Source organism: Acidovorax sp. Leaf73, from assembly GCF_916855635.1.
GTDB lineage: Bacteria > Pseudomonadota > Gammaproteobacteria > Burkholderiales > Burkholderiaceae_C > Acidovorax > Acidovorax facilis.
This window is the reverse complement of the sequence record NZ_CAKASI010000004.1, coordinates 452,267-465,566: the sequence shown is the minus strand read 5'-3', so window position 1 is coordinate 465,566 and position 13,300 is coordinate 452,267. Positions and strand designations below refer to the sequence as shown.

Annotated in this window: 11 protein-coding genes; all 11 read left to right on the top strand. The window is 63.8% G+C overall.

Going from position 1 to position 13,300, the window contains the following annotated elements; translation table 11 throughout:
- Positions 1-47: 47 nt before the first annotated feature.
- The 11 genes from LPA35_RS15400 to LPA35_RS15350 all read left to right on the top strand — a co-directional run bounded on the left by LPA35_RS15400 (position 48) and on the right by LPA35_RS15350 (position 13,211).
- The gene (locus LPA35_RS15400; protein WP_370641456.1) at positions 48-881 is read left to right on the top strand and encodes a peptidylprolyl isomerase; all 834 of its coding nucleotides are present in this window, start codon (positions 48-50) and stop codon (positions 879-881) included.
- A gap of 27 nt (positions 882-908) precedes the next feature.
- Positions 909-1,589, top strand: a complete 681-nt coding sequence (locus LPA35_RS15395) for a carbonic anhydrase (RefSeq protein ID WP_121422054.1) — start codon at positions 909-911, stop codon at positions 1,587-1,589.
- 96 nt (positions 1,590-1,685) lie between these two features.
- Complete coding sequence (locus LPA35_RS15390) at positions 1,686-4,130, top strand: adenosylcobalamin-dependent ribonucleoside-diphosphate reductase (protein ID WP_228897576.1); 2,445 nt, start codon at positions 1,686-1,688, stop codon at positions 4,128-4,130.
- On the top strand, positions 4,127-5,458 hold the full coding sequence (locus LPA35_RS15385) for an NnrS family protein (protein WP_228897575.1): 1,332 nt from the start codon (positions 4,127-4,129) through the stop codon (positions 5,456-5,458). Before LPA35_RS15390 ends, LPA35_RS15385 begins: the two co-directional genes overlap by 4 nt.
- Before the next feature lie 24 nt (positions 5,459-5,482).
- Positions 5,483-6,154, top strand: coding sequence for a nitroreductase (locus tag LPA35_RS15380; RefSeq protein ID WP_218299034.1), 672 nt, complete (start codon positions 5,483-5,485; stop codon positions 6,152-6,154).
- A 47-nt stretch (positions 6,155-6,201) separates the two neighbouring features.
- Positions 6,202-6,615 (top strand): hypothetical protein, encoded by a 414-nt coding sequence (locus LPA35_RS15375; protein ID WP_055398435.1) that lies wholly within the window; start codon positions 6,202-6,204, stop codon positions 6,613-6,615.
- A gap of 7 nt (positions 6,616-6,622) precedes the next feature.
- Complete coding sequence (locus LPA35_RS15370) at positions 6,623-7,186, top strand: hemerythrin domain-containing protein (RefSeq protein ID WP_228897574.1); 564 nt, start codon at positions 6,623-6,625, stop codon at positions 7,184-7,186.
- A 59-nt stretch (positions 7,187-7,245) separates the two neighbouring features.
- On the top strand, positions 7,246-9,594 hold the full coding sequence (locus LPA35_RS15365; protein WP_228897573.1) for a glycosyltransferase family 41 protein: 2,349 nt from the start codon (positions 7,246-7,248) through the stop codon (positions 9,592-9,594).
- Between the two features lie 69 nt (positions 9,595-9,663).
- Positions 9,664-11,064 (top strand): UDP-glucose/GDP-mannose dehydrogenase family protein, encoded by a 1,401-nt coding sequence (locus LPA35_RS15360; protein WP_228897572.1) that lies wholly within the window; start codon positions 9,664-9,666, stop codon positions 11,062-11,064.
- Positions 11,061-12,011: a UDP-glucuronic acid decarboxylase family protein gene (locus tag LPA35_RS15355; protein ID WP_228897571.1), complete on the top strand. Its 951-nt coding sequence runs from the start codon at positions 11,061-11,063 to the stop codon at positions 12,009-12,011. The genes LPA35_RS15360 and LPA35_RS15355 overlap by 4 nt, the downstream gene beginning before the upstream one ends.
- 132 nt (positions 12,012-12,143) lie before the next feature.
- Positions 12,144-13,211: an AbrB family transcriptional regulator gene (locus tag LPA35_RS15350; protein ID WP_228897570.1), complete on the top strand. Its 1,068-nt coding sequence runs from the start codon at positions 12,144-12,146 to the stop codon at positions 13,209-13,211.
- Positions 13,212-13,300: the final 89 nt, after the last annotated feature.

Below are 13,300 nucleotides of genomic sequence, written 5' to 3'. Positions count from 1 at the left end.
CGCTGACCCCTACACAGGCTGTGGCCTACGAGGCACTGGTTGCAACGATGGACGATGCCCCCCAGCAAGCCACCCTGGCACCACAAGCCGGCGCTATGGGGGGCATGGGCTCGGTGACGGCCGAGATGGCACGTGTCAATGGCGTGGCCCTCAACGCCCCGCACGAGCTGCTGGACGAAGAGGCCTTGCGCCAGCGTGCCTGCACCGAACTGCTGCGCCAGGCGGCCCAGCAGGCGGGTTTGCTTTCAGCAGACGATGTGCCCGGCGTCGAGGGAGCCATCAGCACCGAGGCCTCCAACGCCATCGAGCAGCTGCTGGAGCGAGAGCTACCCATCCCCGACCCATCGGAAGAAGCCTGCCGCCGCTACCACGACGCCCACCCTGCGGCACACGCCCAGGGCGAGCGGGCCCAGCTGCGCCACGTGCTTTTTGCCGTGACGCCGGGCGTGGATGTGAAGCAACTGCGCCTGCGTGCCGAGGCCATGTTGATTGACTTGCGCTGTGCAGACGATGGTGGCGCCAAGTTTGCCGAGGCGGCTGCGCAGTGGTCCAACTGCCCCAGCGGCCAGCAAGGCGGCGACCTGGGCTGGCTCACCCGCGCCGACTGTGCCCCCGAATTCGCCCGCGAGGTGTTTGGCAGCGCCGAGATCGGTGTGCTGGCACGCCTGGTACACAGCCGGTTTGGCCTGCATGTGGTGGAGGTGGTGGCGCGCGATCCGGGGCAGCAGCCTTCGTTCGAAGAGGTGCGCCAGGCCATCGCCCTCACGCTGCGCCAGCAGGCCTGGGTGAACGCATTAAGGCAGTACCTGCAATTGCTGGTGGGCGCTGCCGTGGTGGAGGGCGTGGCACTGGACGCGGCCGATTCTCCGCTTGTACAGTAGTTGCATTGCACGCCATCTGATCGCACCATGCCCGACGAGCTGCTTGATCGCCTGCGTCGTTTTCACGACGACGCCTTTCCCCAGTACCGCGAACAGTTCCAGACGCTGGTGGACGAGGGGCAGCACCCCACCACGTTGTTCATCGGCTGTTCCGACTCGCGCCTGGTGCCCTACCTGTTGACCGGCGCGGGCCCGGGGGAACTTTTCCTGGTGCGCAACGTGGGTGCGTTCATCCCGCCGTATGACGGATCTCACGGCCACCATGGCACGACGGCTGCCATTGAGTTTGCAGTGCTCAACCTGCAGGTGCGCCGCATCGTGGTGTGCGGCCACAGTCACTGTGGGGCTATCAAGGCGATGTATGGTGAGGTTTCGCCCGAAGCGCCCAACCTGAACCGCTGGCTGGACCTGGGGCGCGAGGCCCTGCTGCCCATGCAGGCGGGCCCCGAGGTGCTGCGCCGCACTGAGCAGCGCGCCGTGGTGCTGCAGCTCGAACGCCTCATGGAGTACCCGATGGTGCGCAGCCGTGTGCAGTCAGGGCAGATCAGCCTGCACGGCTGGCACTACGTGATCGAGGAAGGAGAAGTCCATGTGTTTGATGTCAAGACGGGCGGTTTTGTGCCGGCCTCGCTGGCGGACAACAGCGGCACCGGCCCCTACCACCCTTACGTGGAGCATGATGGGCAAGTTCTTCTGGACGAGCTATGACCTTGTCCGGCATTCTCGCGGCAGATCCGTGAGGAATGAGGCCCTCTTGATGGAACGCAAGACCTCACAGGCGTGAAACCCAAATCATCGGCCCCCATGAAACGCGAACCTCAGCCCCCCCTCAAGCCCACCTCGTCCCTGCAGCCCATCAGCCTGGATGTATTGCGCGAGAAATACCTCAAACCTGGCGAAACCTCCGCCGACGAGCTGTACCAGCGTGTGGCGCGGGCTCTGGCCTCGGTCGAAAAACCGGAGCTGCGCGATAAGTACGAAGCCTTGTTCCTCGCCAACCTGAAGGCAGGCGCCATCGGTGCGGGCCGCATCATGAGCGCGGCAGGCACCGACATACAGGCCACCCTTATCAACTGCTTTGTGCAGCCCGTGGGTGACTGCATCCAGGGCGTGGATGACGAAGGCTTTCCGGGCATCTACGAAGCGTTGCGTGAGGCGGCCGAGACCATGCGCCGTGGCGGGGGCGTGGGCTATGACTTCTCCCGCATCCGTCCCAAGGGCGCACAGGTGAAGGCCACCGCCTCCATGGCATCGGGGCCGTGCAGCTACATGAACGTGTTCGATCAGTCCTGCTCCACCGTGGAGAGCGCGGGCGCGCGGCGGGGGGCGCAGATGGGCGTGCTGCGCATCGACCATCCCGATGTGCACGAGTTCATCACGGCCAAGCGCACGCCAGGGCGCTGGAATAACTTCAATGTGTCGGTGGGCGTGTCGGACGAGTTCATTGCAGCCGTGCAGAACAACGCACAGTGGGAGCTGGTGCACAAGGCTCGCCCCGGCGCTGCGTTGCTCGCCCAGGGCGCCCGCCAGCGTGCAGACGGCCAGTGGGTGTATGCCACCGTGCCCGCACGCGAGCTGTGGGACACCATCATGAAGTCGGCCTACGACTTTGCCGAGCCCGGTATCCTGTTCCTGGGGCGCATCAACGAAGACAACAACCTGCACTATTGCGAAGACATCGCGGCGACCAATCCCTGTGGTGAGCAACCGCTGCCGTCGTACGGTTGTTGTGACCTGGGCCCCATCATCCTCACCCGCTTTGTGCGCCACCCCTTTGGTTTTGGCGGCGTGGCGGCGTTTGACTTTGACGCGTTCACCAAGGCCGTGGCGCTGCAGGTGCGCGCGCTCGACAACGTGCTCGATGTGACCTACTGGCCGCTGCCGCAGCAGCGCGACGAGGCCATGGCCAAGCGCCGCATTGGTGTGGGCTTTACCGGCATGGGCAACACACTGGCCATGCTGTGCCTGCGCTACGACCTGCCCGAGGGCCGCACGATGGCTGCGCGGATTGCCGAGTACATGCGCGACGCAGCGTATGCCGCATCGGTGGACCTGGCGCGTGAGAAAGGGGTGTTTCCGAAGTTCGATGCGCGGGGCTATCTGGCCGAAGGCACGTTTGCCAGCCGCCTGCCGGAATCGCTCCACGCTGCCATCCGCCAGCATGGCATCCGCAATAGCCATCTGCTCTCCATCGCACCCACGGGCACCGTGAGCCTGGCCTTTGCCGACAACGCTTCCAACGGCATCGAGCCGCCGTTTTCGTGGATGTACAAGCGCAAGAAGCGCGAGTCCGACGGCAGCACGACCGAATACGCGGTGGAAGACCATGCCTGGCGCCTGTACCGCGAGCTGGGCGGGGATGTGGAGGCGTTGCCAGACTACTTCGTCTCGGCGCTCGCCATGCCCGCCGAAGGCCACATCGCCATGATGGAGGCCGTGCAGCCCTTTGTGGACACGGCCATCTCCAAGACTGTCAACATCCCTGCCGACTACCCCTACGAAGGGTTCAAGGACCTGTACCTTCAGGCCTGGCGCGCCAAGCTCAAGGGCCTGGCCACCTACCGGCCCAACAGCATTCTGGGTTCCGTGCTCGAAACCCATGCGGAACCTGCGCCCGCGGCCGCTGCCGCGCCTGTGGCTCCACCCGCACCGCCGGTGGACCCCATGCGCACCGTGATCGAAAGCCGTCCGCAAGGGGGCCTTTCGGCGGTGGCTGAGAAGCTTGAATACTGGACGCAGGAAGGTCACAAGACCCTGTACCTCATCGTGTCCTTCCTGCCCGTGCCCACGGGCGTGGGCAACGGTACGGTGGACCGCGCCATCGAGTTCTTCATGCCGGTGGGCCAGAGCGGCGAGTCGCAGCAGTGGATCACGTCCAGCATGCGCATGCTGTCGCTCGCAGCGCGTGGCGGCTTTTTGGAGCGGGCGCTGTCGGACATGCGCAAGGTCGCCTGGGACCGCGGCCCTGTGCGCCTGGGCACCCATCGCAAGGACGATGGGACGCTGGTGCCCATGTGGCACGACTCCGAGGTGGCGGCCATGGCCTATGCCATCCAGAACATCCTGGCGCGCCGCGTGGCCGACCCGGTACAGCAGCAGCTGCCGCTGGATGAGCCTGCACCCCCCCCGGTGGCTGTGCCCCAGGCCATGGCGGGCAAGAAATGCACCGAATGTGGCGCCCATGCCGTGATCCGCAAGGATGGTTGTGACTACTGCACGCAGTGCGGGCATCTGGGGACCTGCGGGTGACCTCTCGCCCCGTCATCCCCCTGCGCACCGCGTCGGGAAAACCGTCGCCGGAGGTGCTGGCGTCGCTGGACAGGCAATGGCGCTGGCGCTATCTGATGCTGGCACCGCACCGGTTGGGGTTTTTCCTGGCCATGGTGGTGCTGGTGGTGTCAGGGGGGTGGTGGGCGTTGGTGCAGGTGGCGCGGTCCAGCGGTGGGTGGGGGCTTTACTATGCAGTGTCTCCCACACTGGTGCACTCGGCCGTGATGGCGTTCGGATTCATTCCCCTGTTCTTTTCCGGCTTCCTGTTCACAGCAGGCCCTAAATGGCTCGGGGTGGAGCCTTTGCCAGTGGAGGCGATTCGCGCACCGCTGGTGGCGCAGGCGGTGGGGTGGCTGTTGTGGCTGGCGGGCGCGCACCTGTGGGTGGGCGTGGCGCTGGTCGGGTTGGCGGTGGCGACGGCGGGCCTCGTCTGGATGACCGCGCAGTTCTGGGGGCGTGTGCGGCGCAGCCAGGCCGAGGACCAGTTGCATGCTCGCACCATCGCTTGGGCATGTACGCTGGGATGCATCAGCCTTGTTGGGCTGTGGCTGGGGCTAGCCGTGGGCACCCATGCGCTCGCACGTGCCTGGGTCTTCACCGGCCTGTGGGGGTTTGTAGTGGTGGTGTATGTCACGGTGGCGCACCGCATGATTCCATTTTTCACCTCCAGTGCCATGCCCATGGTGCAGGCCTGGCGGCCTTTCTGGGTGCTGTGGCTGATGCTGGCGGCCGCCGTGCTGCAGGTGCTGGCGGTGTGGCTGGATTGGCTCGGGTTGCCTGCCAGCGCTGCGGGGCCGGCCTGGGGGTTGGTACACGGCACGCTGCAGTTGGTGATCGGGGGCGTGCTGGTCTGGCTGGCCTGTGTCTGGGGGCTGGTACAAAGCCTCAAGAACAGGTTGCTGGCCATGCTGCATATCGGTTTCCTGTGGCTCGGCCTTGCCTTTCTGCTCGGAGGGCTTTCGCGGTGGCTGGCGTGGGGCTATGGCATGGGAACCCTGGGCCTGGGAGCGCTGCATGCCCTGACCATGGGCTGCCTGGCATCGCTGATGCTGGCCATGGTGACGCGGGTGTCGTGTGGGCACAGTGGCCGTGCGCTGGTTGCTGACCACACGGCTTGGACATTGTTCTGGCTGCTGCAGGTGGCTACCGTGTTGCGCATTGCGGCAGAAGTGCCGGGCGTTTTTGGCATAGCGTGGGTGTGGGTGCTGCCGGTGGCGGCTTTCCTGTGGGCCGCCACCATGGGCGTATGGGGTGTGCGGCTGGGCCGGTGGTACGGTTGCCTGCGGGCCGACGGCCGGCCGGGCTGAAGAAGCTTCTTTCAAGGACCTGTGATGGCTGTCATTCCCTGGCCTTTGCACCATGCCCCCCGGCAGGTGCCAACTGCTGCGCTCCCGCCAGACGATACCGCCGCCATGGCCGCCGCGCTGATCCACTCGCGCCAGACCATCCTGCCTAAACGCCTGGCTGCTCCCGGACCCAGTGCGGGGGAACTGGCCCAGATTCTCAGCGCTGCGGCCCACGCGCCGGACCACGGCCAATTGACGCCCTGGCGTTTTGTGCTGGTGCCCGCCGCCGCGCGGCCGGCGTTGGCCGACGTGTTTGCGCAGGCTCTGTGCGAACGAGATCCTGCCGCCACGCCCGAGCAGGCCGAGCAGGCTCGCGAAAAGGCCTACCGTGCCCCGGTACTCATGCTGGTGGTGGTAGATAGCCAGTGCGGCGACCCTGCCATCGACCTGTCAGAGCGCTTGGTGTCCGCTGGCTGCGCGGTGCAGAACATGTTGCTCATGGCCACTGCACAGGGCTTCGGATCGGCCCTCACCAGCGGCAAGGCCCTCAAGTCCCCCGGATTGCGCGGCTTGTTCCAGCTGGACGCCTGGGAGCAGGCGCTGTGTTTTGTCAGCATTGGCACCGTGCAATCGCGCAAGGCGGCGCGTGCTCGACCTGTAGCAGACAGCTATGTGAGCACGCTAGATCCGCAAAAGGGCGTGGTGCCAGGCTTCTGAGAAGACCGAGCCTCCCTCGCAGCATTTTTAATTCATCGAAAATTTTTATGAACATTTCCAGCTTCGACGATCTACTTGAGGCGGCACGCATGCAGCCTGAACCCCAGCGGCTCCTGTTCGTGTTTGCTGCCGTTGAATTGCCCGACGATGCCACCCCCGCGCAGCGGGCCCGGTTTGAAGCCGGGCAGGGCGGCGCGCTGGTGCCACTGATGTGCGTGGACAAGACGCCACAGGAGCTGCCGTCGTTCGACGCGCTGGTCGGTGAGGCCAGCCAGTTCACGGCCCCTGGCCACGACTGGGCCATGGTGTTCGCAGCCGCCATGTCGGGCACCCTGAACAAGGCGCCCACGAGCGCCGATGCCGAGGCGCCTTTGCAGCGCATGGTGGATGCGATCAAGGGCGGTGCGCATGGTGCCTACATCCCCTTCGACCGCCAGGGCCAGCCCGTGCGCTTTGGGTGAGGCGAGGATGGCGTCCACTTCTGCACCTGCTCGCCACGTTCCTGGCTTCAGCGCGCCTGCAGTCGGGTTCGAAGAGCCCTTCGCCATGCTGGAGGCCTGCCACGAGCGCGTGCAGCGCACGCTGGCACTGCTGGACCGCCTGCGTGAACATGTCCGCCGGCAAGGTGCCGATGAGAGCGCGCGCCAGGCCGCGCGCGATGTGTTGCGCTACTTTGATGTCGCTGCGCCATTGCACCATGAGGATGAGGAGCTCCATGTCTTCCCGCTGTTGCTGGCCCAGGCTGCACCGGAGATGAGGACTCTGGTGCAGCGGCTGCACCAGGACCATGTCGACATGGTGGCTGACTGGGCGGCGGCGCGAGTTCCGCTACAAGCGCTGGCGCAGGGGGAAATCGAAGGCTTCTCGGAATCGGCAGAGGCGATTTTTGATCGATTTGCGGCGCGCTATGCGAGCCATATCCACCACGAGGAGCGCCAGGCCTACCCCGCGGCGCTGCATCTTTTGGAGCCCGCTGTGCTGGGCAGGATGGGACAAGAAATGGCACACCGGCGGGGCGCGCCTGAGCGCTGAAAAGCTCCGCCAGTGCGCTCTGCGCGCCCAGAAGGAGGAGGCCACAGTACCCGCTTTCCATGGCGGTTTGCTTTGCGGTGGACTTGGCTGTTGTCCCTGGAGCCGCCCGGCTGGCGCTGGACGGCGGTTCGATGCCGCGCAGGTGTTTACCATGGCGGGATGTCAATCTCTCATCTGTATCGGGAAGCACCTTGACCGACACAAAGAAACCCCATTTCGGGCAGTCCTTCAAGCCTGGTGCCATACCAGCCAGCCAGCCCAGTTTTAAATTCGGAATCAACTATGGAACGGGCTTGGTTGCGGGCGTTAGATCTGTGGAGTCGCCCCTCCCCGATGATGCGACGGCGTGCAACACCCGAGGCAATGAATGGCTGATGGCCAACCGGCCCGCAGACGCTATTCGCGCCTACGACCGAGCCATCGCTCTCAAGCCCGACTACGTTGACCCCTACTTCAATCGTGGCAACGCGCTGCTACGCCTGCAGCGCAATCAGGACGCGCTGGCTTCGTTCGATCAGGCCATTGCACTCTCGCCTGGGTTGGGGCTCGCACATTACAACCGGGGAACGGTCCTGCAAACCTTGGATCGGTTGCCGGAGGCCATGGAAAGCTACCGCAAGGTGCTGGCGATAGATCCTGCGAATGTGCAGGCGCGTTTCAATCTGGGCTGCATTCACCTGCAGATGAAGCAGTTTGATGAAACCCTGGAGTGCATGGACCAGGTGATCGAACGCGCACCCGAGATACCGGAGCCGCACAACAACCGGGGCACGGCTTTGCTGAGGCTGGGCCGGTATGCAGAAGCGGTTGCTGCCTTCAGCCGGGCGCTGGAGATTAACCCGCAGTCCGCCGAGGCGTACAACAACCGTGGCGAGGCGCAACTGCAACTGAGAAATCTGGAAAGCGCACTGGCGGACGTTAGCCGCGCGATCGAGCTTCGGCCCCAGCAGGGGGAGTCCAGATTCCTCATGGGTCGGCTTTTGCGGGAGATGAAGCGGTACGACGAGGCTTTGCAGCAGTTCTATCTGGCCCAGCGGCTGCCCGCTCCTTTGGCGATGCTGCAAAGCGAGATCGTTACCGCCAAGGTCCATGGCTGTATTTGGCAAAACCTGGATGAAGAACTGCTTCAGCTCCAGCAGGACATCCGGGCTAGGAAGCCTGTCCTTGAGCCATTCTCTGCTCTGTCCGTGTTCGACCAGCCTGCCCTTCACAAAGAGATTGCAAGCCGTCTTGTAGAACGCGATATGCCTGGCTCTGCAGCGTTGGGCGCGATTCCTGTTCGTGCGAGGGGCGAGAAGATTCGCATCGGTTACTACTCTGCAGATTTTCGCAATCACCCCTCGGCGTACTTGATTGCAGAGCTGATTGAAGTGCATGACCGCGAGCGATTTGAATTGTTCGCGTTTTCGGTCAGTCCCCAGGTGCACGACAGCATGCGCGAGCGACTGGTGGTGGCCTTTGACCATTTTCTGGATGTGCGTGAGCGTACCGATCTTGATATTGCACAGCTTTCACGAGAGCTTGGTATCGACATCGCTGTGGATCTGATGGGCTTTACGCAAGCGACGCGTTTGAGATGTTTTTCCTACCGGTGTGCACCCGTTCAGGTCAGCTACCTGGCGTACCCTGGCACCATCGGCGCCAGTTACATGGACTATGTGATCGCCGACAAGGTGGTGATTCCTCCCCATGCCCAGGCCGACTTCACTGAAAAAGTGGTCTATCTGCCGCACAGCTACCAGGTCAACGACTCCCAGCGGAAAGTAGCTGACCGGACATTTTCCCGCGACGAACTGGGTTTGCCCGCCACTGGTTTTGTGTTTTGCTGCTTCAACAACAACTTCAAGATCCTCCCACCCACGTTTGACGGCTGGATGCGCATCCTCCATGCCGTTGAAGGCAGCGTCTTGTGGCTGCTGGAAGACAACCCGATTGCGGCGCGGAATCTGTGCCGAGAGGCGCAGGCCCGGGGGATTTCTGCAGACCGCCTCGTGTTTGCCAGCCGCGTGCCCATGGACCTGCATCTCGCCCGCCAGCGGATGGCCGACCTCTTCCTTGATACGCTGCCCTACAACGCGCACACCACCGCGAGCGATGCCTTGTGGGTAGGGCTGCCGGTTCTGACGTGTTCAGGACAATCGTTTGCGAGCCGAGTGGCGGCGAGCCTGTTGCATGCCGTGGGGTTGCCCGAGCTTGTCACCCAGACGCAGTCTGCATTTGAGGCCCGAGCCATAGAGCTTGCCCGCGATGTGGTGCAACTCAGGAGCATTCGGGACAAGCTGGAGGAACAGGGGCCCCAGTCGCCCTTGTTCAATGCCCGGCTCTTTGCGGGGCATATCGAGTCGGCATACACCACAATGGTCGAACGCGCGCACCAGGGGCTGCCTCCCGATGTGATTGAGGTGTGAAACTTCACGGCGCCCTTCGCGTGGGCGCGAGCCCCATGTCTTGTATTTTTCAGTTTTTTTGCCCCCTCCATGAATCTCACCTTGTTCGGAACCGGTTATGTGGGGCTCGTTACCGGCGTATGCCTTGCGGAGCTGGGCAATGATGTCCTGTGCATCGACACGGATGCCGAAAAAATTGCCACACTGCAGCGCGCAGAGATTCCAATCTACGAGCCAGGGCTGCAGGAGTTGATCGTCGGCAATGTCCGCGCCGGCAGGCTGGCGTTTTCCACCGACATGGCGCGCGGTGTTGCCCACGGTGACGTGCAGTTCATCGCGGTGGGCACGCCCTCTGCGGACGATGGCAGTGCGGACCTGAGTCATGTGTTCGAGGTGGCGGGTGCCATCGCGACCCACATGACCAGCTTCAAGGTGATCGTCAACAAATCTACCGTGCCTGTGGGCGCGGGCGAAGCGGTGCACAAGGCCGTCGCTACTGTGCTTGCCCAGCGCTGGCCCGGTGCCCATCCAGCACCTGGCTTTGCGGTGGTCTCGAACCCGGAGTTCCTCAAAGAGGGCAGTGCGATCAACGACTTCATGCGGCCTGACCGGATCATCGTTGGATTGGGTGAGTCGCCTGAAGAGCAGCGCGCTGGTGATCTCATGCGTGCGTTGTACCGCCCGTTCGGGCATGGCCATGATCGCGTTATCTGCATGGACCGCCGCAGCGCAGAGTTCACAAAGTACGCCGCCAACGCCATGCTCGCCACGCGCATCAGTTTCATGAATGAAATGGCCAATCTGGCAGATCGTCTGGGGGTGGATATCGAACCTGTGCGGGTGGGTATTGGCGCTGATCCGCGCATTGGTGACAGCTTTCTTTATCCCGGCGTTGGTTACGGTGGCAGTTGCTTTCCCAAGGACGTGACAGCGTTGCAGCGCATGGGCGATGACGTCGGGCTCCCGCTGCGGTTGTTGGCGGCGGTGGCGCAGGTCAATGAAGGACAGAAGCGGCAGCTGGTGGATAGGCTGGTGCAGCGGCTCGGCCCGGATTTTTCGGGCCAACGGTTTGCGTTGTGGGGGCTGGCCTTCAAACCCAATACCGACGACATGCGCGAGGCTCCCAGCAGGGTGCTGGTGCGCGAACTGCTGGAGCGTGGTGCGGTGCTGCAGGTGTTTGACCCGGTGGCCATGCAGGAGGCTCGCCGATGCCTGCAAGACGATTTGCAGGATCGGCCCGACCTGTTGGAGCGTATCCGTTATGCCCAAAGTCCTATGGATGCGGCGCGCGATGCCGACGCATTGTTGATCGTGACCGAATGGCAGGTGTTTCGCAGTCCCGACTTCGATGCCCTGCGGGCGGTCCTGCGGCAGCCGCTGGTCGTGGATGGGCGCAACCTCTACGAGCCTCGGTCCATGCGTGCTTTGGGGTTCGACTATCTGACGGTGGGGCGGAATGCGGTGGATGCACCTGGGGCCACCACACCATGAAGAAGGCTAAGTCAATCCTGGTGACCGGGGGCGCGGGCTTCCTCGGCTCTCATTTGTGCGAGCGTTTGTTGCAAGATGGTCATGGGGTGCTGTGCGTGGATGACTTTTCCACGGGCTCCGAAAAGAACATTGCCCACCTCCAGGCTTCGCCGCGTTTTCGTTGGCTTCGGCACGATGTCACCCAGCCGCTGGCCGCTGAGGTGGACGAAATCTACAACCTCGCCTGCCCCGCATCGCCCGTGCACTACCAGGCCGACCCCGTGCGGACCCTGCGTACCAGCGTGATGGGGGCTCTGAACCTGCTGGAGCTGGCCCGCCAGTGCAGGGCCGTCATTCTTCAGGCTTCCACCAGCGAGGTGTATGGCGACCCCAGCGTGCACCCACAGCCGGAGTCCTACTGGGGCAACGTCAATCCCATTGGCGTGCGGGCCTGCTATGACGAGGGAAAGCGCTGTGCGGAGACCCTGTTTTTCGATTACCGGCGCCAGCATGGCGTGCGCACGAAGGTGGTGCGGCTGTTCAATACCTATGGCCCCCGCATGCGCCCTGACGATGGCAGGGTGGTCTCCAACTTCATCGTGCAGGCGTTGCGCGGCGCAGACCTGACCGTATACGGCTCAGGTGACCAGACCCGCAGCTTCTGCTACGTGGACGACATGGTGGAAGCACTGGTGCGCATGATGGCAACGCCTCATGAAGTGGCGGGGCCTGTCAACTTGGGGAATCCTGGGGAATTCACTATCCTGGAACTCGCCCAGAAGGTCCTTGCTCACACGGGGGCCGCCGCCCGGATCACCCACCACACCCTGCCGGGAGATGACCCCCGGCAGCGGCAGCCCGACATCACGCTGGCGCACCAACTGCTGGGCGGCTGGGAGCCCCGTATCGATCTTGATGCTGGATTGCGCCAGACCATTGCTTACTTCAGGGGCGCTGGTGCCCCCTGAACCTGAAAGGCAAAGGGATGCGGCTTTTCACGTTGTCTCCCTTTCCCATTTGGACTGGTCGCCAGGTCGAAAGTGTCGGTATGGTGGCTGCAGGGTGTACTGGTCATCGACTGATGCCGTCTCACTTTCACCATGCCTGTGAATTCTTTCTTTCGCGTTCTTGCAACGCTTGTTCTGGCCCTTGCCGCCGCAGTCGGCTGCGTGGCTCTGCACACGCCCTTGCCCTGGATGATCGGGCCGTTGCTGGCGACTTCCGTCGTGTCGATCGCTGGCGGCCCTACGCAGAGCTGGGGGCCACTGCGCAATGCCGGGCAGTGGACCATTGGCGCAGCGCTGGGCCTTTATTTCACACCCCAGGTGGCGGCGCTGATCAGCGGGCTGTGGTGGGCCATCGTGCTGGGCATCGTGTGGGCGCTTTTTCTCGGCTGGCTGTTTGGTGCCTGGCTGTACAGGCTGCATGCACCGCGCATGCACGGTGTGCCTGCACCCATGCTGCGCGCCACCAGTTACTTCGCCGGTGCAATTGGTGCTGCGTCCGAGATGACCTTGCTGTCCGAGCGCGAGAACGCACGCACCGACTTGGTTGCAGCGAGCCACAGCCTGCGCTTGCTGATCGTCACCGTGACGATTCCCTTTGCCTTGCAGTGGAGCGGTCTGCATGGCCTGGACATTCTGCCGCCCACCGTGCGGGCGGTGGACTGGCCCGGCTTGGCGCTGATGGCGCTGCTGACGGGTGCTGGTGCCCTGGTGATGGACCGGCTGGGCCGTGCCAACCCCTGGTTTATGGGCGCCATGCTCGTGTCCATGGTGCTCACGATGGCGGGCATCAGCCTGTCCGCCGTGCCGGCGGCCATGGTGAACGCAGCGCAACTGGTGATCGGTGTGAGTCTCGGAGTGCGCTTTCGGGCTGATTTCCTGCGCACGGCTCCCCGCTGGCTCGTATCCGTAGCCGCCGGTACGCTGGTGTTGATGGGGGCGTGCACGTTGTTCGCGGGCCTGCTGGCCTGGGCCACGGGGTTGCCCTGGGTCACCTTGCTGCTGGGTACTTCGCCGGGCGGGATCACGGAGATGGCGATTACCGCCAAGGTGCTGCAATTGGGCGTGCCCGTGGTCACAGCGTTTCAGGTATGCCGGTTGATGGCGGTGCTGATGCTGGTAGGCCCGCTATATCGGCGTATCTATCCGGCAGCGGCGATCTGACCGAGGGGGCGCTCGCGTCACAATCTCCCTTTTATTGGCGCTGGAGGGTTGTCCTGGTGACGGCCGTTCCGCGTTTCTATCCGCTGCAC